A 23922-nucleotide genomic window follows, 5' to 3' on the forward strand; every position below is an offset into this window, starting at 1 on the left:
ACACTGCGGGCCCAGGAAACGCCGCGCCCCACCGCCCCGTGAATACCGCCACTGCTCCCTCCCTGCCACACACCGCGAACCCCGGCCGCGCCGGCCTGCGCGCGATGATGCTCGGTGCCATCGGCGTCGTCTTCGGCGACATCGGCACCAGCCCGCTGTACACGATCAAGGAAGCCTTTGCGCCGCACTACGGCCTGGTGCCGGACCACGCCACGGTGCTGGGCATCCTGTCGCTGGTGTTCTGGTCGCTGCTGATCGTGATCACGGTGAAGTACGTCGCGGTGATCATGCGCGCCGACAACGACGGCGAGGGCGGCATCATGGCACTGACGGCGCTGGCGCAGCGCACGTTGCCGCCGGCGTCGAAGGGCGCGTACTTGGTCGGCATCCTCGGCGTGTTCGGCGCGGCGCTGTTCTTCGGCGACGGCGTGCTGACGCCGGCGATCTCGGTGCTGTCGGCGGTCGAGGGCCTGCAGGTCGCCACCCCCGCGCTGCAGAGCTGGGTGTTGCCGATCACCATCGCGGTGCTGGTGGTGCTGTTCGCCACCCAGCGCTTCGGCACCGACCGGGTGGGCAAGGCGTTCGGGCCGGTCATCGTCGCGTGGTTCCTCGCGCTGGCCGCGATCGGCGTGCACAACATCGCCGGCAACGCTGACGTGCTGCAGGCACTCAATCCGTGGTGGGGGTTGCGTTTCTTCCTCGATCACGGCTGGCATGGCGTGTTCATCCTCGGCGCCGTGGTGCTGGCGGTCACCGGTGGCGAGGCGCTGTACGCCGACATGGGCCACTTCGGCCGCCGCCCGATCCAGTACGCCTGGAACTTCATCGTGCTGCCCTCGCTCACGCTCAACTACCTCGGCCAGGGCGCGCTGTTGCTGGCCGATCCGCGGGCGGTGGCCAATCCGTTCTACCTCGGCGTGCCCGGTTGGGCGTTGTACCCGATGGTGGGCCTGGCCACGGCAGCCACGGTGATCGCCTCGCAGGCGGTGATCAGCGGTGCGTACTCGGCGACGCGGCAGGCCATCCAGCTCGGCTACCTGCCGCGCATGGGCATCCGCCATACCTCGCGCGAAACCATCGGCCAGGTCTACATCCCGTCGATCAACTGGTTGCTGATGCTGGCCGTCATCGCCACCGTGGTCGGCTTCGGCAGTTCGACCGCGTTGGCGACCGCGTACGGCGTGTCGGTCACCGGCACGATGCTGATCACCAGCGTGATCCTGATCGTGGCGATGCGCGCGCGCGGCGCGCTCCCGGCATGGCTGTTCTGGCCGCTGGCGGCGCTGTTCGTGCTGGTCGATGTCGCCTTCCTCGCCGCGAACCTGGTGAAGTTCCTCGACGGCGCGTGGTTCCCGATCGCGCTGGGCGTCGTGGTATTCACCCTGCTGCGCACGTGGGGGCGCGGTCGCCGGCTGCTGCAGGAGGAGATCCGCAAGGACGGCATCCGCCTCGACAGCTTCCTGCCCGGCCTGCTGCTGGCGCCGCCGGCGCGCGTGCCCGGCACCGCGGTGTTCCTGACCGCGCAGCCGGGGATCGTGCCCAAGGCGCTGCTGCATAACCTCAAGCACAACAAGGTGCTGCACGAACGCAACGTGCTGCTGACCGTGGAGACGAAGGCGGTGCCGCACGTGCCGGCGGACGAGCGGCTCGCGCTGGAAACCATCGGCGACGACTTCTACCGCGCGACCGTGCGCTACGGCTTCATGGAAACGCCCGACGTGCCGTTGGCGCTGATGCGTTCGGCCGACCACGGCGGCCTGTGCTTCGATCCGATGGAGACGACCTACTTCGCCAGCCGCGAAAGCATCGTCGCGCGGCCTCGCGGCGGCATGCCGCTGTGGCGCGACCGCCTGTTCGCCTACCTGCACCGCAATGCCGCGCCGGCGACGGATTTCTTCCGGATTCCCGGCACGCGCCTGGTCGAACTGGGCGCGCCGGTGGAAATCTGAACGGATGCACGGCGCGGCGTGGCTTCCTGCACATGCATGTGCGCCACGGCAAGGCACCATCGCGGTTCCTTCCGTCCAACCCGATGCCCATGGCCCTGCAACGCAACCTCCTGTTCCTCGCCCTGGCCTGCAGCCTTGCCGCCTGCAAGCCCGCGCCCAGCGACACTGCCGCCACCACCGCGCCGGCGGCCACCGCGCCCGCGGCGGCGGTGTCCGGCGTCGACCTCGCCGGCATCGACAAGGGCGTGCAGCCGGGCGACGATTTCGACGCCTATGCCAACGGCGGCTGGCGCAAGACCTTCGAGATCCCCGAGGACCGCTCCAACTACGGCTCGTTCACCGTGCTGGTGGAAACCGCCGAGCAGCGCAACGCCGAACTCATCGCCGCACTCGCCGCGAGCAAGCCGGCCGCCGGTACCGATGCGCGCCGCGTCGCCGACTTCCACGCCGCGTACATGGACGAGGCGGGCATCGAGCAGCGCGGCCTGCAGTCGCTGCAGCCGCAGCTGGATGCGATCAACGCGATCGCCTCGCGCGCCGACCTGTCGCGTGTGCTCGGCGCCAGCGTGCGCGCCGACACCGACCCGCTCAACGCCACCAACTTCTACACCGACAACCTGTTCGGCGTGTTCGTCGCGCAGGGGCTGCAGGATCCGGAGCACAACGTCGCCTCGCTGATGCAGGGCGGGCTGGGCATGCCCGACCGCGAGTACTACCTGTCCGGCGACAAGGAGATGGTCGACGCGCGCAAGGCGTACGAAACCTACATCGCCGCGTTGCTGACCCAGGCCGGCATCGAGGATGCGAGCGCCAAGGCGAAATCGATCCTCGCGCTGGAGACGAAGATCGCCAGGGCGCATGCATCGGTGGTCGATTCGCAGGACGTGCACAAGGCGAACAACCCGTGGGCGCTGTCGGCGTTCGCGAAGCAGGCGCCGGGCATGGACTGGACCGCGTTCTTCACCGCCGCCGGGCTCGCCTCGCAGCCGACCGTCGTCGCCTGGCAGCCGCGCGCGATCAGCGGCGTGTCCGCGCTGGTCGGCCGCGAGCCGCTGCCGGCGTGGAAGGACTACCTGGCCTTCCATGCCCTCGACCACGCCGCCTGGAACACCGCCGTCCGCGGCCCCGGCGAGCTGCCCAAGGCCTACACCGACCTCGCCTTCGGCTTCCACGGCACCACGCTGTCGGGCACGCCCAAGGCGCGCGAGCGCAGCAAGCGCGCGCTCGATGCGACCAGCGTCGCGCTGGGTGATGCGGTAGGCAAGGTGTACGCGGAGAAGTACTTCCCGGCGTCGTCGAAGGCGATGGTCGAGGAGATGGTGCACAACATCCTCGCCGCGTTCGACGAGCGCGTGGATTCGCTGACGTGGATGACCGCGGAAACCAAGGCGAAGGCGCGCGAGAAGGCCAAGGCGATGCGCGTGGGCGTGGGCTATCCGGAGCAGTGGCGCGATTACGCCGCGCTGGAGATCCGCCCCGACGATGCGCTGGGCAACCGCCTGCGCGCGGAACTGCAGGAGTACCGCCACCAGATCGGCAAGCTCGGCAAGCCGGTCGAGCGTGGCGAGTGGTGGATGACGCCGCAGACGGTCAACGCGGTGCAGTTGCCGCTGCAGAACGCGATGAATTTCCCCGCGGCGATCATCGAGAAGCCGTTCTTCGATCCCAAGGCCGATCCGGCGGCGAACTACGGTTCGATCGGCGCGGTGATCGGCCACGAGATCAGCCACGGCTTCGACGACACCGGCGCCGAATTCGACGCGCAGGGCCGGATGAGCAACTGGTGGACGCCGGAAGATGCCAAGCACTTCAAGGCCGCGACGCAGAAGCTCGCCGCGCAGTACAGCGCGTACGAGCCGCTGCCGGGCCTGCACGTCAACGGCGAGCTGACCTCGGGCGAGAACATCGCCGACGTGTCCGGCCTGACCATCGCCTACATGGCGTACAGGAAATCGCTGGGCGGCAAGGAAGCGCCGGTGATCGACGGATTGAGCGGCGACCAGCGCTTCTTCCTCGCCTACGGCCAGACCTGGCGCAGCAAGATCCGCGACGCCGCGCTGCGCCAGCGCATCCTCACCGACGGCCATGCGCCGGCGGCGCAGCGCGCGCAGACCGTGCGCAACATCGACGCGTGGTACGACGCGTACGGCGCGAAGGCGGGCGAGAAGCTGTACCTGGCGCCGGCGGACCGGGTGAAGGTCTGGTAATTCCGCGGGTGATTGTTGTGAGGAGACGGCCGCAATTGCGGCCGTTTTCTTTGTTGGTGGACGCCACCCTCGCCCCGCTTGCGGGGAGAGGGACCGCGTCGCGTAGCGATGCAGGGTGAGGGGACGTGACGCCACGGCAAGAGCGCCCCTCATCTGCCCTGCGGGCATCTTCTCCCCGCTGCGCGGGGAGAAGAAAAACCCGCACCAGCGATTGCTCACAACACCAGCGCTTACTTCCCCTCGCCCCGCTTGCGGGGGAGAGGGACAGCGTCGCGCAGCGACGCAGGGTGAGGGGACGTGACGCCACGGCAAGAGCGCCCTCATCTGCCCTGCGGGCTTCTTCTCCTCGCTGCGCGGGGAGGGCAGAAACCGGGGGCGTAACCACCACTACTAATTACATAGTTGACAACGCCGATCCGCCCCCGCAAAGTTGTCTCAACTAGTTAATTAGTAGGCAAGCCATGGCCCGGCCTCCGTCCCCCACGCTCACCGAATCCGAACGCGCGATCCTCGAAGTGTTGTGGGACAAGGGCGAGGCCTCGGTGCGCGAGGTCACCGACGAGCTGGCCGCGCAGAAATCGGTGGCCTACACCACCGTGCTGACCATGTTCAGCACGCTCGGCAAGAAGGGCCTGGTCAGCCACCGCGCCGAAGGCCGCGCCTTCATCTACCGCGCGACGATCACCCGCGAGGCCGCGCGCCGGCAGGCGCTGGACCACCTGCTGCAGCAGTTCTTCGACGGCTCGCCCAACGTGCTCGCGCAGCACCTGCTCAGCGAGCACGACATCGCACAGACCGAACTCAAGGCGCTGCAGCACAAGGTCAGCGCCGCCAAGGCGAAAGGAAGGAAGCCATGATCGCGGACGTGATCGATGCGGCGCTGGCGCTCGCCGCCCAGCACCTGTGGCAGGGCGCCGCGCTGTTCGTGGTGGCGCTGGGGCTGATGCGGCTGCGCGCGTTGGGCGCGGAGCTGCGTTCGTGGCTGCTGCTGGCCGTCTTCGCGCTGGCGGTGCTGGCGCCATTGGCGTCGTTCCTGCCGGGCACGCCTGCGCCGGCGAAGACGCACCTGGCGACGACCGGCCACTACGACGTGATGGCGCGGGCCGGCGAAGGCGTGGGCCCGAGCGAGCCGTCGTTCGAAGCCGGGCTGTGCCCGGACACGCTGTACCTGGAAGTGCCGCGCTCGCTATCGTCGGTGCTCGCGCTGGCGTGGCTGCTGGGCGTGCTGGCGCAGCTGGTGCGCCTGTTCGATGGCTGGAACCAGGCACAGCGCCTGCGCCGTTCGGCCCGTCGCGCGCCGGCACTCGAGGCCGCACTGGCCGACGTGCTGCCGCGCCACGCGCGCATCGCCACCACCGCCGTCGACGGCCCGATGCTGGTCGGCCTGCTGCGTCCGACCATCCTGGTGCCGCGCGCGCTGGTCGACACGCTGGAGCCCGCCGCGCTGCGCGACATCGTGCTGCACGAGATCGCGCACATCCGTCGCGGCGACCTGTGGCTGGCGGCGGCGCTGCGCACGGCGCTGGCAGTGTTCTGGTGGAGCCCGTTCCTGCGCCTGATCCACGCACGCCTGGAACTGGCGCGCGAGATGGCCTGCGATGCGCGCGCCGCGCAGGGCGGCGGCGCCAACGTCGACTACGCCGGCTCGCTGCTGGCCAGCGTGGAAAAACTGCTGGCGCTGGGCGAACGGCCGCCGTCGCTCGCGGTCGGCATGTTCGAACACCGCAGCCACCTCGCGCAGCGCATCGACGGCCTGATCGAAGACGACACCGCCGCCACGCCGCAGCGCCGCCGCGCATTGCTGGCGCTATGCGTGGCGACGCTGGTGGCCTTCGCCGGCATGGCCGTGGCGACCACGCCGCGCCTGGCCATGTCGTCGGCACCCGTTGTCGAACCCACGCCGCAGGTGCGGGCGCTGCTGGCGGCCGCGCGCAGCGGCGACGTCGCCACCGTGCGCCGCTTGGCCGCGACGGGCGTCGACCTCGATGCGCGTGCGCTCGACCAGGGCACGGCGCTGATCCAGGCGGTGCGCGCGCGCGATCGCGGCATGGTCGATGCGCTGCTCGCGCTCGGCGCCGACCCGGACCGCGCCGCGCTCGGCGAAGGCAATCCGCTGATCGTCGCGTCCGCGCGCGGCGAGCAGGCCCTCGTCGAACGGCTGGTGCAAGCCGGTGCGGACGTGAACCGCGTGGTGACCTACGACGAGACGCCGTTGATCAACGCCGCGCGCGAGGGGCACTTGGCCACGGTGCAGTACCTGGTCGCGCACGGCGCCAACGTCAACCTAGGCGTGGTCGCCGACGGCTGGATGGGGCGCTGGCGTTCGCCGCTCAACCAGGCCACCGATCCGGCCGTGCGCGACTACCTGGCCCGCCACGGCGCGGTCGCCGGCCGACCCTAGGTTTCAAACCACTCCTTCCGATCAATCGGCTCTCCCCGCACGGGGAGGGCACAGACGAGTATTGCCATGAACAACCGTTCCGCACTGCGTCGCACGCAACTCGCCCTCGCGTTGATGTCGCTCGCCGGCAGCGCCCACGCCGCGATCGCCGTCGACGGCAAGCTCGACGAGCCCGAGTGGGCGCAGGCGCGCCGCTACACCGACTTCAAGACCACCCAGCCCTGGCGCCTGACCGCACCGGAGGCGGGCCTGGGCACGCAGGCGCGGCTGCTATCGACGCCCGAAGGCATCGCCGTGGCGTTCGTGCTCGAACAGGCGCCGGGCGTGCAACGCATCAAGCCGCGGCTGGAGCGCGACCAGGTCCGCAACGCCGACCGGGTGATCTTCAACATCGATTTCGACGGCGACGGACGCACCGCCTACGCCTTCACCGTGTCGCTGTCCGGCTCGGTGCAGGACGGCGTGCTCACCAACGAGAACCAGTTCAGCACCGACTGGGACACCGACTGGAGTTCCGCCGTCAGCGAGAGCGAGGCCGGCTGGCAGGTCGAGATGCTGATCCCGTGGTCGGTCGCGCCGATGCGCGGCGCCGACACCGCCAACCGCAACGTCGCGGTGTACTTCGGCCGCGTGGTCGGCAGCACCGGCGAACGCCAGGCGTTTCCCGCGGTGGCGCAGGATCGCGGCGGCCGCTTCGTCTCCGACTTCGACGCGCTCGAGATCCCGCAGTACCGCAGCGCGCTGTTGCACGTCTGGCCCTACGCCACCGCGCTGCACGACTTCATCGACGATCGCACCCGCTACAAGGCCGGCGTCGACGTGTTCTGGAAGCCGTCGCCGAACTTCCAGCTCAGCGGCACGATCAATCCCGACTTCGGTCAGATCGAAGCCGACGACCTGGTCATCAACTTCGACGCGGTGGAGACCTTCTTCAGCGACAAGCGGCCGTTCTTCACCGAGAACCAGGGCATCTTCGACCTGCGCACACCCGATTCGGGGCGCCTGATCCACACCCGCCGCATCGGCGCGGGCAACGACATCAACGCCGCGCTCAAGCTCAACGGCGGGCTCGGCACGCTCGGCTACGGCCTGCTCGCCGCCAGCGAGGACGGCGACGACGGCCGCGACTTCTACGCCGCGCGCCTGCAGCTGCCGCTGGGCGAGGCCTTGAACATCGGCTGGCTCGGCACCGACACCGAACGCGCCGCCATCGATCGCCGCGCGCAGGTGCAGGCGGTGGACCTGCGCTGGAAGCCGTCCAACACGCTGATCGTCAGCGCGCAGGCGCTGGCCAGTGCCATCGGCCAGCAGGGCGTCGACACCCGCGACAGCGGCGGCTGGGTGCGCACGTTCTGGACGCCGACGGACCGCTGGAGTTTCGAGGTGGAGGCCACCCATTTCGGCGCGCAGCTCAACTTCAACGACCTCGGCTACCAGCGCCGGCCCAGCCTCAACGAACTGGAAGTCACCGCCGACTTCAACCAGCGCATCGCCGCCGAACAGTCGCGCCTGCGCAACATCCGCTGGGTCGCCGAAGTGCAGGCGCGCAGCAACGACAGCGGCGACCGCCTGCCGACCTGGTTGCTGCTGACCAACCTCTACAACTTCCGCAGCGGCAACCAGCTGACGCTGTTCGCCGCCCCGCGCAGCGCCGGCTGGGACGACCGCATCTCGCGCGGCAATGGCCTGTACCGCGTCTCGGGCCGCTACGACGCCGAGGCCGAATTCACCAGCGCGCGTTACGGCGACTGGACCTTCGCGGCGGGCCTCGGCCTCGCCCCGGTAGGCTTGTCGGCGACGCCGTCGCGCACGCTCTCGCTTAGCGCCAGCTGGTATCCGAGCGAGACCTTCAACGCCGAATTCGAGCTGGCGCCGGAGTGGAGCGACGACTGGCTGATCTGGCACGAAGGCCGCGACTTCGGCCGCTACGCGCGCCGCCTCGATTACGCCGGCGTCAACCTCGGCTGGTTTCCCGCGGCGAAACACGAGCTGCGGCTGAAGTCGCAATGGCTGGCGATCCGCGCGCGCGACGGCCGCGCCTATCGGCTGCAACCCGCGGGCGACATGCAGGCAACGGGCGCGGCGCTGCCCAACTTCGACATCAACGAGCTGGGCCTGCAGCTGCGCTACCGCTACCTGCTCGGGCCGCAGTCCGACCTGTTCCTGGCGTACTCGCGCGGCGGTGCCGGCGAGCACGAGCGCGAAGGCGGCATCGGCACCGACGAGCTGCTGGAAGAGGCGCTGCGCCTGCGCGATTCCGACCAGTTCCTGGCCAAGGTGCGGTATCGGTTCTAAGGCGCGTGCAATCCCGTTGGGCCAAAAAAGGAAGGCCCCGCCTGGTGCGGGGCCTTCGCCATCCGATCGATCGCTGATTACTTCTTGCCCTGCGCCGCCTGCACGATGAGCTTGGCGACCGCTTCCGGCTTCGAGACATAGATCGCGTGGCTGCCGGGCACCTCGACCACCGTCGCGCCCGCGCGCTTGGCCATCATCTGCTGCGCCGGCGGCGGGATCATGTGGTCTTCGGTCGCGACCAGGTACCAGCTCTGCTTCGACTTCCATGCCGGCACGGTCACCGCACCGGCGAGGGCGGCCACGCCCCACGGTACCTGCGAGTCGGCCATGAAGGCCGCTTCGTCGGCGGCGACGTCGCCGGCGAACGAGGCCGCGAACTTCGCCCGATCCAGGAACAGGAACCCATCCTGCGGCGGCAGGATCGGCGGCTGCGGCGCGCCCGGCTGCGGATTGGCGATCAGCGACTGCACCGACTCGCCCTGGTCGGGCGCGAAGGCGGCGATGTAGACCAGGCGCTGTACCTTGGGATCGGTGCCGACTTCGGAAATCACCACGCCGCCGTAGGAATGGCCCACCAGCACGACCGGGCCGTCCTGCTGCGCGATGGCGCGCTGGGTGACCGCGACGTCATCGGCGAGCGAGGTGGTCGGGTTCTGCACGACGGTGACGTTGTAGCCGTCCTTCTTGAGGATGTCGTAGACCTTGGCCCAGCCGGAGCCGTCCACGAATCCGCCGTGTACCAGCACGACATTCCTGATCGGTTCCGGGGCCTTGGCGGGTGCGGCGTTCGCGGGGGAGGCAAGGGCCATGGCAGCAGCAGCGGCGAGGCCGAGGGTCTTGATGTTCACGGGGGTCTTCTCCAAAGGGTTGGGTGCGGGGCGAGGCGGGGGAGCTACATCGCTTGGGGAGAGCGGTCATCGCGATCACCCTCGGGGCACAGGTTGCGCCCGGCACCCTGTGCGCACCATCGGTTGAATGACCGAGCTCGGGAGGGGAAGGGGCGGCGCTAGACTTCCTGCCCCGCTGGCAAGGTACTCCGACGTGGACGTCTCCGCCGTTCCCCTGCTGGACGTGGTCCGCGCGCTCGCATTCGTGGGCGACCTGGCCATGGGGCAGCCCATCGACCACTCGCCGCGCGCGGCGTGGCTGGCCGGGCAACTGGCCCGGGCCGTTGGCAATGACGATGCCGGTCATCGCGAAGCCAGCGCCGTCGCCCTGTTGCGCTGGTCGGGCTGCACCGCGAACGCGCCCGAATTCGCCCAGTTGTTCGGCGACGACGTGGCCGGGCGCAAGGCGTTGCTCGCCATCCAGTCGTCCGGCAGCGGATTCCGCTCCGGCACGCAGCACAAGGGCTCGGCCTTCCGCGCGCTGTCGCGCATCCATTGCGAGGTGGCGGGCGACATCGCCGCGCAATTGGGTCTGGACGAATCGACGCAGTTCGCATTGCGCCACCTGTTCGAGAGCCACGACGGCAGCGGCGCGCCCGATGGTCTGCGTGGCGAGCAGGTGCCTGCCGCGGTGTACATGGCGGCGCTGGCCGGCGACCTCGAGATCTTCCATCGCCTGTACGGACTCGAGCAGGCATGCAAGCTCATCGGCCAGCGCGCGGACACCCTGTATCCGCGCGCGCTCGCCAATGCGGTGGTCGCGAATGCGGCGCACTGGCTGGCGGCGCTGGCGGAAGACCCGACGCTGTCCGGCCCGTGTGCGCTCGACGCCGCCTTCACCGAGCGCACGACGTCACTGGAAATCCTGGCCCACGTCATCGACCTGAAGCTGCCGTGGATGACGGGCTATTCGCGCACGGTGGCGCAACTGGCCAGCCATGCCGCGGTGCAACTCGGGTTGGGTGCGCACAGCCAGCAGGCGCTGCATCGCGCCGCACTCATCCATGGCATGGGACGTGCGACGGTCCCCAACCTGATCTGGGAAACCGCGGGCAAGCTGCCGCCATCGGCCTGGGAGCGCGTGCGGCTGGTGCCCTACTGGACGGGCCGTGCGGCGCGGCAGATCGGCTCGCTCGCGGACGCGGCGGAAATCGCCTCGTATGCCTATGAACGCCCCGACGGCTCCGGGTACTTCCGCGAGGCGAAGGCCGGCGGCATTCCCATCGAGGGCCGCATCCTGGCGGCCGCCGCGGCGCTCGCGGCCCTGCGCGTCGCGCGGCCGTGGCGTGAAGCGTTCGCGGAAGATGCCGCAGGCGCGCTGCTGATGGCCGAAGCCACCGCGGGGCGTCATGACGCCGAGGTCGTGCGCGCGCTGTTGCAGAAGTCGCGAAACACGGCCAGGGCGCCTGCCGTACCGCCGGGTGGTTTGCTTACGGAGCGCGAGCGCGACGTGCTGCGCTGGATCAGCCTGGGTGCGAGCAACAAGACCGCAGCGCAGAAGCTGTCGATCAGCCCCAGCACCGTGCGCACGCACGTCGAGAGCGTGTTCCGCAAGCTGGAGTGCTCCACGCGTGCGGCAGCCACGTTGAAGGCGACGCAGTTGGGTTTGTTGTAGGTGGCTCACCGGCTCGCGGCCGAACACGCCATGCGTTGGTGGTGGAAGTCGACCCGTAGCGGCCACGCGCGCGGATAAATTGCGTCGGGGTCAAGGCCGGACGCTTGGCCAGTTTTTCGCTTGATCCGCATGGATCCGGTCGACTTCAATGGCCTGGCGTCTGCTCGAATCGCATGCGCCGCGGTGCAGCCCGGTATGCTTGCACCATGACACCACGCATCGTCAGCGCCGCCCGCTACGTCACGCCTTTGCGCGAAGGTGGCTCGATGCCGGCCGTGATCGAAGCCGATGATGATGGCCTGTACGTGCTCAAGTTTCGCGGTGCCGGACAAGGCCCCAAGGCGCTGGTGGCTGAATGGATCGCTGGGAGCCTGGCGCGCGCGTGCGGGTTGCCGGTGCCGGAGATCGTCTTCGTCGAACTCGATCCCGACCTCGCCCGTACCGAGCCCGATCCCGAGATCCAGGACCTGATCCGTGCCAGCGCCGGCCTCAACCTTGCCTTGGACTACCTGCCCGGCGCGATCAATTTCGACCCGGTCGCCGAGCATCCCGAGGCCGAGTTGGCCTCGCAGATCGTATGGTTCGACGCCTATGTCAGCAACGTCGATCGCAGCGCCCGCAATCCCAACCTGATGATGTGGCACAACCGCTTGTACCTGATCGACCACGGCGCGGCGCTGTACTTCCATCACGGCTGGAACGGCCGGGATGCCGATCCAGGCAAGCCGTTCCCGCTGATCCGCGAGCACGTGCTGCTGCCGTGGGCCGACCGCATCGCACAGGTCGATGCGACGATGACCGCGCGGCTTACATCCGACGTTATCGCCGCAATCCTGGCCGCCGTGCCGGATGCATGGCTGCAAGGCGCGGACGCCTTCGCCGATGCCGATACGCAACGCGTGGCGTATGCGGATTATCTGGTTCGGCGTTTGGCCAGACCGCGGCACTTCGTGCAGGGGGCGATCGATGCACATGCATGACAGCTACGATTATGCGGTGATTCGCGTAGTGCCGCGCGTGGAGCGCGAGGAATTCGTCAACGTCGGCATCCTGTTGTCTTGCCAGTCGGCACGCTATCTGGAAGCGCGCATCGAGATCGACGGAGCGCGCGTGCATGCGCTCGATCCAGACATCGACCTCGTCGCCGTGCGCCGCCACCTCGACAGCTTTCCCGCCATCTGCCGCGGCGGCCCCGGCAGCGGTCCGATTGGTGAGTTGCCGCTGCGCGCGCGCTTCCATTGGCTGACCGCCAAGCGCAGCGCCATCATCCAGACCTCGCCGGTACATACCGGCCGTTGCGTAGACATGGCCGCGACGATGGAGCACCTGCTGGACCGCATGGTGCGTGTGCGTCGCGCATAGCGATGCTGTTGACTGTGGCGACGCCTCTGGCCTTGTGAGACTGCTGTGGGTCGGCCATCCGAGGTGTTGCGTCGACCTGGGTCAGGGAGCATCAGCGGGAGAGCTGCCGTCGGTCGTCGGCGCCGCTGCGGGTGTCGCCAACATGCCCAGTTGCTTCATCAATCCAAGCGAATCGGCGCAGGTCCATTCTTCAGCGATTCGGCCATCAGCCATGCGGAACAGCGTCGTGCCCGTGATCTGCACTGCGCGACCGGTGGCCGGAATGCCATTGCCGGTGCCGGTGTTGGTCCCGCGCGCCGTCCAGCGCACCGCCACCAGGTCCCGCTCGGCAGCCTGCTTGTCGACCGTGACCTTCAGATCCGGAAACGCCTCGCGCCATCCCCTGGCTTCGGCCATGCCATCGGCATGGGTGAAGGTCGTCTTGCCGCCGTGGCCAACGAAGTCCGCACTGTAAGGCACCTCGAATCGGCCCTGGCTGAGACCTTCTTCGTACACCCTGCGGGTAATCGACTTGTTGAGTTCCGGCGACTCAGCGCGAACACCGTCGGACCCAGTGGCCCCGCACGGCACAACGCAGATGAGACCGACGATCGTTGTCACTGCGGACAGCAGGATGTTGCTCGTTTTCATGGTCAGCTCCGAAACGCGGAAGTGCGTGTTGCGGATCATGGGCTGTCGTGCGGCCGCTCGCGCCCCCTTGGTGCCAGGCGGAGGCGGTGGTGGGAGGAGTGGAGGCTGCGCAGGGACGGGGACGTCGGCGCAAACGCATGCCGTCTGCCGGCATGGGGCCCATCGAAGTTCCCGGGGGCGCTGGACTTCGCAATGGAGAGCGATTCCTGCCGATAACAGCGTCAGCCCAGCAACACGTCGAGCGCCGCCCGATAGCGGCGGCTGCCGTTCACCTGCGCGCCATTCTTCAGCAGAACGACGAAGTCGCCGTTGAACAGTGGCTGCACTTCGCGAATCTGGGCAATGCTGACGATGGCCGCCCGCGATACCCGGATGAAGCGTTGTGGGTCCAGGCGGGACTCGAGGCTGGCCATCGTCTCGCGCAGCAGGTGCTGTTTCGTTCCGGTGTGGATCTCGACGTAATTTCCTGCGGCGACGATGCGATCGACCTCATCGATGTCGAGCAATCGAACGCGACCCTCGGAACGGATTGCGAGTCGCAGGGGGTAACGCGGCAGTTCGCCTCGATCGATCGACTTCAGAGCCTCGGAAACGCGGCGGACGAAGCCGTCATCGGGCTGGGCCAGGTGGGAGCGAGCGCGCTGCAGGGCACGGCGAAAGCGTTCCGGATCGATCGGCTTCAGCACGTAGTCGAGTGCCTGCGCATCGAATGCCCGCACGGCGTGTTGATCGAATGCGGTCACGAATACGACCGCCGGCATGCGCTTGCCCCCGATGGCTTCAATGACGGTGAACCCATCACGTTCGGGCATCTGCACATCGAGGAAGACGAGGTCGGGCGAAAGCGCGCTGATTGCCGAGATCGCCGCTTCGCCGTCACCGCACTCCGCGACGACTTCGATGTCCGGTTCCTGCCGCAGCAGCCGCAATATCCCGCGGCGGGCGACCGGCTCATCATCAACGATCAGTGCGCGGATGGTCATGGGACAGTGCGCCAGGGCAGCTCGATCTCGGCGATGACGCCGCCGTCGTCGGAATTTCGTACGTCGAGGCGTTGCCTGTCCGCATACAGCAAACGCAATCGCGCCCTGGCGTTCGCCAGGCCGACGCGCTCGGTCGTCGCCGGTGGCAGGCCTCGGCCGTCATCGACAACGCACAGCAGGAGGGAGTCGCCTCGCCGGTCCGCCTTGATTTCCACTCGCCCCGGTCCGGCGCGCGTGGCCAGTCCATGGCGCAGCGCGTTCTCGACCAGGGGTTGGAGGATCAGGTTCGGAACCCGCGCTTCGAGAACCTGATCAGGAATGAGGATCCGGTAGCTCAGACGCCCGCCGAAACGGGCCTGCTCGATCTCGAGATAGCTCTCGAGAAAGCCGATCTCCTCCCCGAGCGTCACCTCGTGCGCGTCGGTGCTGTCAAGCGAGCGGCGCAGCAACGCGCTGAGCTGCAGCAGGATCCGATCTGCCGTGTCGACATTCTCGTGCATCAGCACCGAGATCGTATTGAGCGCGTTGAACAGGAAGTGTGGCTGCAGCTGGGTGCGCAATGTCTGCAGGCGCGCATCGGCCAGCTGCGCTTCGAGGCGGAGTTGCCGGCGATCCTTTTCCCGGGCGGTGCGCACCAGTCGCTCCACGTGTGCCGCGGCGACGATCAGCCAATACACCGGAAGGTTCAGCAGGAGCGTCGTGCTGAGCAGTCGGCTGAAGGTGCCGAGCCAGGTGGGTTCGACCTGGGTCGCACCGATGACGGGCGCCGCCAGCGCGAAGAGCGCCAGGTTGACCAGGGCGCAGGTGGCCGAAGCGACGCCGTGCACCGCGAGCGCGCTGAGCAAGCGCGGTCGCTGGAGCGGAAACCGCGCCTCCAGTCGCAGTGCGATCGGCGTGAGGACCGCCCAGACCGCGGCCCAGACGAGCCAGATCGCACTGGCACGTGCCCACGCCAAGGGTTCGCCGCGCACCTGTGCGGCAAACCAGGCCTGCCCGGCGAAGAGCATCGCGACCAGCGTCCACGCCGCCAGAATGACTGCGCCCCGGCGGCCGATTCCGGACCCGTTCCCCACCAGCGGCCGCGCCCTTTCGTGCGCTTCTCTAGCGAGCTGTGCCATCGGCCGGGCTGCCTCCAGTGGCCGACCGGTCGCCGGCGTTGGCAGCATACCCAATTGCTTCAGCAGCCCGGGCGAGCGCGCGCATCCATTCCCCGGCAATGCGCCCATCGACCATCCGGAAGATATTTGCAGTACTTCATGACCAGGCCCCGCGATGCGTGGTGCCATCATCCTTTGGTCGCGGGTTCCTGAAGCCCAGGGAGTGACGACTGGGGGCTGCAGCGGGTTGAGTGGAGGCTGCAGGCAGATAGGACTCGTCATCGGGCGCGAACCAGGCCGGCCTCCGCGTTCGTCTACGGCCGCGGATCGAAACGGCCTTGTGCAACAGCGACTCGCGGTTGCGCGTGCACGTGACTTACGAATGGCCGCTTCTGGCCGTTAGGCGTCGCAATGAAACGGACCAGCACGACGCATCAAGGTGATGGTGAAGCCGCGGGTGCCTGCACCTGCACCGGCGTTCCGGGCTGTTCGCTGGTTCCGGGCGCGATGACCAGGTAACGCCGTGAGGCGACGTCACCCTCGCGCACCAGCTGCCGGATCGGGCCGACCGCGTTGACGATGGCGGAGCCGCGCGGGTTCGTCTTGAACGCGGCCAGCGGCTGCAACGCACCGCTGCCATCGGCGTGGGTGGAGAGCGCGAGCACGTAGGCTTGCTTCGGTTCGAGCCCGGTGACGGACGCCTGCAGCATCTGGGTCAGGCCCTGCTCGAAGAGCGTCACGCTGGTGGGTGCCGGACCTGCGGCGACGTTGGCGCGCAGCGTCAGTTCGGTGGTCAACGCGCCCGTGCCCAAAGGTTGCAGTCCGGCCGCGCCATCGGTGGCGCTGTCGGCGGCAATCGCGTTCGGTACGTAGACCACGGCCTGCGGGGCCTGTCCCACCGGCACGTTCGCGACGACGCGATGGGTGGCGGTGTCGATGACCGCGAGCGCGTCGGCGTTCTCCAGGCCGACGTACATGCGGCGGCCGTCACCGGACGGCCAGAGGCCGTGCGGCAGCGTGCCCACCGGAACGGTGGCGACCGGCTGGAAATTGTCGGTGCGGAACACCTTGACCTGGTGCAACCCGCCGACGGTGACGTAGGCGAAACCGCCCTTGCGGGTGTAGGCGAAATTGACGTGGTTGGTGATGGGGCCGGTGTCGATCGTCTTCAGTACCGCGAAGGGCGGGCGCGCTTCGAACACCATGACCTTGCCGATGTCCTTCAGGGTCAGCCATACCTGCTTGCCGTCGGGCGTGGCGGCGATGTCGGGGCAGAACGCGCTCTCCTGCCGGACCCGGCCGACGATGTCGTGGGTGGCGAGCGATATGACGACGGTTTCGGGGTTGAACGACGAGCAGACATACGCGTATTGCCCATCGGGGGAGAAGATCTGCATCCCCGGCCCCGCCGGAACCTGGATGCGGGTCGTTTCCTCGAAGGTCTGTGCGTCCAGTACGGCGACGTAGTCTTCACCGCGCACGGTGACCCACACCTCGCGCCCGTCCGGCGTGAAGAAGGCTTCGTGCGGCGAGCGGCCGAGATAGGTCACGTGCTTGACCGTGTTGCTGGCCGTGTCGATGAAGCTGACCGAGTTGCTGCCGATCGACACGGCGGCGAGGGTCTTTCCGTCGGGGGAGAAGCCGAGTCCGTGCACGAGCACCTGCCCCTTGTACAAGGGACTGAGGTTGCCGGGCTGCGGATCGCCCAGCCGGATCACGCCGAGCAGTTTGTTGCTCGCCGGGTCGGTCACCGAAACCGTGTTGGAGAACTGCTCGGCCGCGTAGACGCGGTCGCGGTGGCTGATCGGGATGTTCTTCACGTTGGCGGCGAGCGGCACTTGTCCAGCACACGCTGTGCCGAAAGCGCCGAGCGATGCAGCGAGAAGGGTGAACTGCAGGAACCGGTTGTTCATCGTTTGGCCGAATGCTGACGGTGATGGGGGCCGGCGTTCGCGGGCGGCGCGGGCGCGGGAGTGGGTGCCGGCAATTGCGCAGGCGCTGGCGCGGGCAACGGCGCATCGATCGCCAGCTGCATGGCGGCGATCTCCTGTTGCTGGGTCACGATGATTTCCTGCGCGAGACGGCGGATCTGTTCGTTCTTGCCGTAACGCAACACGGCGCGGGCCATGTCGATGGCGCCCTGGTGGTGCGGCACCATCATCGCGACGAAATCGCGATCGACATCGCCGGTGGGCGACACGTCCATCGCGACCATCATGCGTTCCATCGCCGCCGCGTTTTCGGCCAGGAACGCCGATGCCGCCGGTTGTGGCGCGGCATCTTCCTGCAGGGGCGTTGTGGCGCATCCCGGCGGGGTGAAGAGGAACAGGCATGCGGCGAGCAGGGCGGCATGGGACAAGCGGGGTTGCATCGGGGAGTCCATTGCGTCGTTTGCAAGGAAGGGCACGGGAAGGTCGTGTCGATTCCCGTGGTGCTTCCGGCGGTTGTGAAAATTCGCTGCGGCCGGCGCCAGCGCACGCACCGGATCGAACGGTGTCGAGTGCGTGGCGCCGCGCGAGCGATCAAGGCGAGGGTGAAGCCGCGTCTTCCGTTGCGGTCGCGGCCGGCGCCGCGTCGAAACTCCCGCCCAGTGCCAGGTGTAGGTCGACGCGACGGCTCAGGCGTTCGCGCTGCACCGTGAGCAGGGCGACGTCCGCAGCGCGGGTCGCGAGCTGGCGCTGGTTGACCGCGCGCAGGTCGGACTTGCCGACGCGGTAGGCGGTCTGTTCCAGGCGCAGGGCCTCGCGGCTGGACGCGGCGGCTTCCTCGAGGATGCGCTGGCGTTCGCCGAGGATGCGTTCGGCGGTGAGCGCGTCCTCGACCTCGCCGAGCGCGACCAGCGCGCGGCGCGCGTAGTCGGCGACGGCGGCCTTCTGTTCGGCGGTGCGCAGCGCCACCTGTCCCGTGAGCGCGCCACCGCTGTACAGCGGCGCGGCGACGGTGCCGGTGATGCTGGACACGGTGCGTTCGAGGCCATTGCGCGTTTCCAGCACTTCGTTGCTGAGCCGGCCGTAGCCCGCCGACAGCGACAGCGTTGGCAGCATCGCCGCCTTGGCTTCGCCGACCTTGTCGAAGGCGGCGGCGACGCGGCGCTCGGCGGCGATCATGTCCGGGCGACGGTTGAGCACGTCCATCGGGATGCCGGCCGGCACCGGCGCGGGCAGTGGCGTGAGCGTGGCGGATGCGGCGAGGTTGGCGCCGGGGTAACGCCCCAGCAGCAGTTCCAGTGCGCGCAGGGCCTGGCGGTGGGCGAGTTCGACCTGCTGCTGCGCGTCCTGATAACCGTTGAGGCTGGCGCGCGCGGCGATCACGTCGCTGTCGCCGCTCGCGCCGATGCGCCGGCGGTCCTCGGCCAGCTGCAGCAGCGCCTGCGCCGACTGCACCATCTCGCCGGCCAGCGCCTGTTGCTGCCGGGCCTCGCTGGCGACGAACCACGCCCGCGCCACCGATGCCGCCAATGATTGTTGCGCGTAGCGGTAGTCCGCGCTGCTCGCATCGCGCGCGGCGATCGCGGCGTTGCGGCCGTAGCGCAGGCGGCCCCACAGGTCGATTTCCCACGACAGGCGCAGCATCGCGCCGCTCAGCAGCGGCACCATGTCCGCCACCGGCTTGGAGCCGGCGCGACCGAGCAGGCCGATGCTGGGCTTGAGCTGGGCCTGGGCGATGTCGACCTGCGCGTTGGCCTGTTCCAGGCGCGCGGCGGCGATCAACAGATCGGGATTGTTGGCCAGCGCTTCGTGCACGAGCTGGGTGAGCACCGGATCGTTGAAGCTCGCCAGCCAGCCTGCGTCGACCTGCGCCGCGCTCGCGGCGGCCGACCAGTTGGGCGGAATGGCGGTGTGGCCGAGCGCCTGCGCCTGCACCTGCGCGCCGGTGGGTTCGGGCAGCACCGCGCAACCCACCAGCGAAGTGAGCAGGCAGGCCGCGAGTGCGCGCAGTGCAAGCGGAAGACGGGGGCGGAGAGCGACGGACATGGCGGGACTCAGTGCAGTTTGAGGACGAGCCAGTCGAGCTTCGAACTGACGCGGATCATCACCTTGCGGATCATGTGAAGCAGGTGGCCGTGTTCGGTGTAGATCGCGCCCTGGCCCTGCGCGCCCATGGCGAGGAATGCCTCCTTGTCCTTGCCGGTGGGACGCAGGCGCACCGCGATGCGTCCTTCCGGGATCGGCTGCGCGCCCGACTGCGGGACCATGCCGCTGATCGGCATCTGCCCGGTGCCGGTGGCCCAGATGATCGAGTCGACCTCGCACTTGATGATCCGGTTCGGATGGGTCTTCAGCGCGATCTCCGCTTCGTTGCCGGGTTCGACGTTGCCCAGTTCGTTCTGCCGGTACATCGCCAACACCCACTGCTCGCGTTCGACGAAGCTCATCACCGGGGTCAGCGGCAGGTTCGCGGCATAGGAGCCCTCGCGCAGCTGCAGGTTGATGACGGTGCCGTCGGAGGGCGCGCGCACCGTCGTCTGGTCGAGCTGCCAGCGCGCCTGCACGATCTGCGCCTTCAGTTGCTCCACCGCGGCGCGTGCCTGCGCCACTTCGGACAGGTCGCCGCTGCGCGTGCGCGCCGACAGCTTCTGCTGCACCTGCGCCATCTGCGCCGAGGAGGACGCGAGTTCGGAGCGCAGGCTCGCCGCTTCAGTCTGCGCCTGTTCGTGGTCGAACTTCGGGCCGGCGCCGGTCTGCGCCAGTTCGCCGGTCTGCTTCTCGCGGCGTTCGGCCAGGGCCAGGCGCGAGCTCACCGCTTCGCGTGCCGAGCGCGCCGACTTCAGCTGCTCATTGAGCTCGCGCTGGTAGGCCTGCGCGCTGTCGAGCTTGGCGGAGAGTTCCGGCAGCTTCGCTTCCAGCGCGGCGAGTTCCTGCTGGAACGGCACCGGGTCGATGCGGAACAGCACCTCGCCCTTCTTCACCGGGCGATTGGCTTCGACCGGCACGTCGATCACGCGACCGGCCACGCGCGGCACCACCTGCACGACGTAGTTGACGATGCGCACGTCGGAGGACGAGGGCGCGACCACGTTGAGGATCAGGATCATCGCGGTCAGGGCGAACACCGGCAGCGAGACCACGATGATCTGGGTGACGAAATTCCACGGCAGCCATTTGAACTTGAAGAAGATCAGCCACACGAAGAACGAATAGATCAGGAGCAGGATGATTTCCATGGATCACTCTCCGGCCTTGCCGGGGTCTTTTGCATCGCCGGCGCGCGCCGGGCCGGTGGCCATCGCCAGCGCCATTTCCAGCGACTGGATGCGGCGCTGGAGCGCGTCGACTTCGTCCTGGCGGGCGTCGCGCGCGGGTGCGGTGGCCGGTGCGGCGACCGCGGCGTGCTCGTGGTGGTGGCGCTCGATGCCCGCGTCGTGCAGCGGCGTCAGCGCCTCGCCGTGTTCTTCGTGGTCGTCGACGTCGGTGCCGTAGGCCATCTTGTGCAACACCGGCTTGGTGTAGGCCCACAACCAGGCGATCGGCCACAGCAGGCCGCCGAAGAACAGCGACAGCAGGCACAGCGTCTTGATCGCGGCCAGCTGCGGATGGCGGCGTTTCTCCGCGATCTTCTCCGGCAGGATGTGCACCATCCAGAACACGGTGATCAGCACCACCGGCACGATCAGCAGCGCGAACCAGGAGATGACGTTGGCCGCGGTGTCGAGCGCATCGCCGCTCAGCAGCGATGCGTGTGCCGGCGGCGGCAAGGCCGCGGCGCAGGCCAGCAGCAGGAGGCTCCACGCGCGCAGCGGCAGGGTGGGGCGCGGGGTCGGATGGACGGTCGGTTTCATGGGCTGGGTTCCGCAACTCCTAGGCATGACGGTCGCGCATGGCGGCGACGATGGCATCGATCAACAGCTCGGCGTCGACCGGCTTGGTGAGGTAGGCACTGGCGCCGTTGGCGAGGGCACGCGCCCGGTTCGCCCGGGTGTCGCAACCGGTCAGCACCACGACGGGGATCGGCAGCTGCGCTTCGGCCAGGGCGTGCTGGACATCGAAGCCGCTCTCGCCGTGCATGTGCAGGTCGAGCACCACGCAATCCGGCGCGCCGCCCGCGGCGTGGCGCAGGAATTCGCGGCCCGATCCGTAGACGAGCACGTCGAATCCGGCGGAACGAAGCAGACGGCGCAGGGCGTGCCTGACGTCTTCTTCGTCGTCCACGACGGCAACGATGGGCGACCTCCTTTGCATCGCCGCTACGCTAGCGGCGAGGCCGTGGTCCGGCTATTGGCCCTTGGGCCTACATTACTCGCGAACGCGGATCGACGGCGCGGTCGGTCGCAGGCCGCGCGGGCGCACGGCCCGGCGGCTGGCCCCTGCATTCACGCGGGAGTCCTCCGGCGTGCGAGGCGGCATGTTAAAACGGCCGCCGCAAAGGAGGCCGCCGCAAACCGATGACCTGGATCGACCTCGTCTGGCCGATGCTCGCCAGTGCCAGCCTGCTGGTCGGCTTCGCGCATGTGCTGGTGTGGGCGACGCAGCCCGCGCAGCGCGTGCACCTCGCCTTCGCCCTGGCCGCCGTGTCCATCGGCGCGCTCGCGCTGCTGGAGCTGTCGACCTACCGGGCACAGTCGCCGCAGCACATGGCGCTGCTGCTGCGCTGGATGCACGTGGGCATCGCGGGCATGGTGCTGTCGCTGCTGTACGTGCTGCACCACTGGTTCGGTTACGGCTCCGTCCGCCTCGCGATCGCCGCGGCGGCGCTGCGGGTGCTGGCGCTGGCGATCAACTTCGGCGTCGGCGACAACCTCAACTTCCTCTCCGTCGACGGCATCGTCCACGCCACGTGGTGGGGCGCGCCGATCGCGCATCCGCTCGGCGTGGCCAATCCGTGGATCGTCGTCGCGCAGGCCAGCAACGCGCTGCTGCTGCTGTACATCGGCCAGACCCTGTGGCGCGCGCGGCACCAGCCGAACCCGGCGCGCAATGCGGCGCTGATCGTCGGCGGCAGCTGGTTCCTGCTGGTCGTGGTCATGGTGGCGTCGGCGGCGCAGATGGCGTTGGGGCTGCCGCGGCTGCCGCTGGTCGCCGCGCCCGGCTTCGTCCTGGTGGTGGTCGCGACCAGCTATCGCCTGGTCGGCGAGCTGCTGCGCGCGCACCGTCTGGCGTTGCGCCTGCAGGAAAGCGAAGTGCGCCGGCTGCGCTCGGAACAGGAAGTGGCGACCGAACGCGAATGCCTCGCGCACCTGTCGCGCGTGACCATGCTGGGCGAGTTGTCCGGATCGCTGGCGCACGAACTCAACCAGCCGCTGGCGGCGATCCTCAGCAACGCGCAGGCGGCGCAGCGGATGTTGCGCCGCGATCCGTCCGACGTCAGCGAAGTGCAGGAGATCCTCGCCGACATCATCGAGAACGATCGCCGCGCCGGCCAGGTGATCGTGCGCATGCGCGGTTTCCTGCGCAAGGAGACCAGCGAACACGCGCCGCTGGCCATCAACGAAGTGGTGCAGGACTGCATGCGGCTGATGCGCAGCGAACTGGTCGAGCGACGCGTGACCGTGCACCTGGACCTCGCGCCCGGCCTGCCGTCCTGCCTGGGCGATCGCATCCAGCTGCAGCAGGTGCTGCTCAACCTCGTCATCAACGCCTGCGATGCGATGCAGGACGTGGCGGGCGAACGGGTGGTGCAGGTCCGCACCTCGCCGTCGCCGGGTGGCGTGCTCACCGAGGTCACCGACATCGGCAGCGGCATTCCCGAGGGAATGATCGAGCGCATCTTCGTGCCGTTCGAAACCACCAAGGCCACGGGCATGGGCCTGGGACTGGTGGTGTGCCGGACCATCGTGCAGGCGCACGGCGGCCGCATCTGGGCCGAGAACGCCGCGCCACGCGGCGCACGCCTGTGCTTCGACCTGCCGCGCCAGGAGTGACTGACTGCATGGACCCTGTCGTGTACCTGGTGGATGACGATCCGGACGTGCTCAAGGCACTGCAGCGGCTGCTCGCGAGCGAGGGCTTCCGGGTCTCGCCGAGCCCGTCCACGCAGGACTTCCTCGCCGCCTACGATCCCGCGCGGCCGGGCTGCATCGTGCTCGACATCGCCATGCCCGGCATGACCGGGCTGGAACTGCAGGCGTTGTTGCAGGACCGCGGCATCGATTGCCCGGTGGTCTTCCTCACCGGCCACGGCGACATCCCCAGCAGCGTGCGCGCGATGAAGGCGGGCGCGGTGGATTTCCTGACCAAGCCGGTCGACGCCGACGCGTTGCTGGAAGCGGTGCAACGCGGCGTGGCCCGCGATGCGGCCGCGCACCTCGGCACCACGGAGCGGCAGCGCGCGCAGGCGCTGTTGGACACGCTCACGCCGCGCGAGCGCGAACTCGTGCCCTACCTGCTCACCGGCCGGCTCAACAAGCAGATCGCCGCGGACCTCGGCGTGGCGGAAAAGACCATCAAGGTCCATCGCTCGCGCGTCATGCACAAGCTGGGTGTGCGCTCGCCGGTGGAACTGCTGCATTTCCTCGAGCGCGCCGGGCATCGCTAGCCAGCGCGAAGCACCTGCGGTAAC

Annotated in this window: 20 protein-coding genes; 10 read left to right on the forward strand and 10 right to left on the reverse strand. The window is 68.8% G+C overall.

From position 1 onward, the window contains the following. Positions 1-104 precede the first annotated feature (104 nt). The 5 genes from H8B22_RS08085 to H8B22_RS08105 all read left to right on the forward strand — a co-directional run bounded on the left by H8B22_RS08085 (position 105) and on the right by H8B22_RS08105 (position 8852). The gene (locus tag H8B22_RS08085; protein WP_187713580.1) at positions 105-1949 is read left to right on the forward strand and encodes a potassium transporter Kup; all 1845 of its coding nucleotides are present in this window, start codon (positions 105-107) and stop codon (positions 1947-1949) included. Positions 1950-2038: 89 nt separating this feature from the next. Next, positions 2039-4156, forward strand: coding sequence for a M13 family metallopeptidase (locus H8B22_RS08090; protein ID WP_187710943.1), 2118 nt, complete (start codon positions 2039-2041; stop codon positions 4154-4156). Between the two features lie 461 nt (positions 4157-4617). Continuing rightward, positions 4618-5013: a BlaI/MecI/CopY family transcriptional regulator gene (locus tag H8B22_RS08095; RefSeq protein ID WP_187710944.1), complete on the forward strand. Its 396-nt coding sequence runs from the start codon at positions 4618-4620 to the stop codon at positions 5011-5013. Beyond that, positions 5010-6557, forward strand: coding sequence for a M56 family metallopeptidase (locus tag H8B22_RS08100; RefSeq protein ID WP_187710945.1), 1548 nt, complete (start codon positions 5010-5012; stop codon positions 6555-6557). Before H8B22_RS08095 ends, H8B22_RS08100 begins: the two co-directional genes overlap by 4 nt. A 66-nt stretch (positions 6558-6623) precedes the next feature. Beyond that, positions 6624-8852, forward strand: coding sequence for a DUF5916 domain-containing protein (locus H8B22_RS08105; RefSeq protein WP_187710946.1), 2229 nt, complete (start codon positions 6624-6626; stop codon positions 8850-8852). Between the two features lie 77 nt (positions 8853-8929). Here the strand turns inward: H8B22_RS08105 and H8B22_RS08110 are convergent, their stop codons facing one another. Further along, the gene (locus H8B22_RS08110; RefSeq protein ID WP_208456880.1) at positions 8930-9700 is read right to left on the reverse strand and encodes an alpha/beta hydrolase; all 771 of its coding nucleotides are present in this window, start codon (positions 9698-9700) and stop codon (positions 8930-8932) included. A 193-nt stretch (positions 9701-9893) separates the two neighbouring features. On the opposite strand from H8B22_RS08110, the gene H8B22_RS08115 reads away from it, so the two are divergent. The 3 genes from H8B22_RS08115 to H8B22_RS08125 all read left to right on the forward strand — a co-directional run bounded on the left by H8B22_RS08115 (position 9894) and on the right by H8B22_RS08125 (position 12716). After that, positions 9894-11354: an HD domain-containing phosphohydrolase gene (locus H8B22_RS08115; RefSeq protein ID WP_225876162.1), complete on the forward strand. Its 1461-nt coding sequence runs from the start codon at positions 9894-9896 to the stop codon at positions 11352-11354. A gap of 206 nt (positions 11355-11560) precedes the next feature. After that, on the forward strand, positions 11561-12334 hold the full coding sequence (locus tag H8B22_RS08120) for a HipA family kinase (RefSeq protein WP_187713582.1): 774 nt from the start codon (positions 11561-11563) through the stop codon (positions 12332-12334). Next, positions 12321-12716 carry a DUF3037 domain-containing protein gene (locus H8B22_RS08125; RefSeq protein WP_187710948.1) on the forward strand — a complete coding sequence of 132 codons (396 nt, stop codon included), beginning with the start codon at positions 12321-12323 and terminating at the stop codon, positions 12714-12716. Before H8B22_RS08120 ends, H8B22_RS08125 begins: the two co-directional genes overlap by 14 nt. Positions 12717-12797: 81 nt before the next feature. Here the strand turns inward: H8B22_RS08125 and H8B22_RS08130 are convergent, their stop codons facing one another. From H8B22_RS08130 to H8B22_RS08170, 9 genes are all read right to left on the reverse strand, one after another. Continuing rightward, the gene (locus H8B22_RS08130) at positions 12798-13385 is read right to left on the reverse strand and encodes an ester cyclase (protein ID WP_187710949.1); all 588 of its coding nucleotides are present in this window, start codon (positions 13383-13385) and stop codon (positions 12798-12800) included. A 182-nt stretch (positions 13386-13567) separates the two neighbouring features. Continuing rightward, on the reverse strand, positions 13568-14329 hold the full coding sequence (locus tag H8B22_RS08135; protein ID WP_187710950.1) for a LytR/AlgR family response regulator transcription factor: 762 nt from the start codon (positions 14327-14329) through the stop codon (positions 13568-13570). Next, positions 14326-15447 carry a sensor histidine kinase gene (locus tag H8B22_RS08140; RefSeq protein ID WP_187710951.1) on the reverse strand — a complete coding sequence of 374 codons (1122 nt, stop codon included), beginning with the start codon at positions 15445-15447 and terminating at the stop codon, positions 14326-14328. The genes H8B22_RS08135 and H8B22_RS08140 overlap by 4 nt, the downstream gene beginning before the upstream one ends. 413 nt (positions 15448-15860) lie before the next feature. Continuing rightward, a complete protein-coding gene (locus H8B22_RS08145; RefSeq protein WP_187710952.1) occupies positions 15861-17339 on the reverse strand; it encodes a YncE family protein in 1479 nt (492 codons plus the stop codon). Beyond that, positions 17336-17908, reverse strand: a complete 573-nt coding sequence (locus H8B22_RS08150; protein WP_225876164.1) for a DUF305 domain-containing protein — start codon at positions 17906-17908, stop codon at positions 17336-17338. The genes H8B22_RS08145 and H8B22_RS08150 overlap by 4 nt, the downstream gene beginning before the upstream one ends. 40 nt (positions 17909-17948) lie before the next feature. After that, positions 17949-19400, reverse strand: a complete 1452-nt coding sequence (locus H8B22_RS08155) for an efflux transporter outer membrane subunit (protein ID WP_187710953.1) — start codon at positions 19398-19400, stop codon at positions 17949-17951. A gap of 8 nt (positions 19401-19408) precedes the next feature. Continuing rightward, positions 19409-20590: an HlyD family secretion protein gene (locus H8B22_RS08160; protein ID WP_187710954.1), complete on the reverse strand. Its 1182-nt coding sequence runs from the start codon at positions 20588-20590 to the stop codon at positions 19409-19411. Positions 20591-20593: 3 nt separating this feature from the next. Beyond that, positions 20594-21205 carry a DUF3302 domain-containing protein gene (locus H8B22_RS08165; RefSeq protein WP_187710955.1) on the reverse strand — a complete coding sequence of 204 codons (612 nt, stop codon included), beginning with the start codon at positions 21203-21205 and terminating at the stop codon, positions 20594-20596. A 19-nt stretch (positions 21206-21224) separates the two neighbouring features. Next, a complete protein-coding gene (locus H8B22_RS08170; RefSeq protein WP_187710956.1) occupies positions 21225-21575 on the reverse strand; it encodes a response regulator transcription factor in 351 nt (116 codons plus the stop codon). A gap of 233 nt (positions 21576-21808) precedes the next feature. Between H8B22_RS08170 and H8B22_RS08175 the strand changes: the two genes are divergently transcribed. Beyond that, positions 21809-23284, forward strand: a complete 1476-nt coding sequence (locus H8B22_RS08175; RefSeq protein ID WP_187710957.1) for an ATP-binding protein — start codon at positions 21809-21811, stop codon at positions 23282-23284. A gap of 8 nt (positions 23285-23292) precedes the next feature. Beyond that, the gene (locus tag H8B22_RS08180; protein WP_187710958.1) at positions 23293-23898 is read left to right on the forward strand and encodes a response regulator transcription factor; all 606 of its coding nucleotides are present in this window, start codon (positions 23293-23295) and stop codon (positions 23896-23898) included. Positions 23899-23922 lie beyond the last annotated feature (24 nt).

The organism is Lysobacter terrestris (genome assembly GCF_014489475.1).
GTDB classification, from domain to species: Bacteria; Pseudomonadota; Gammaproteobacteria; order Xanthomonadales; family Xanthomonadaceae; genus Agrilutibacter; species Agrilutibacter terrestris.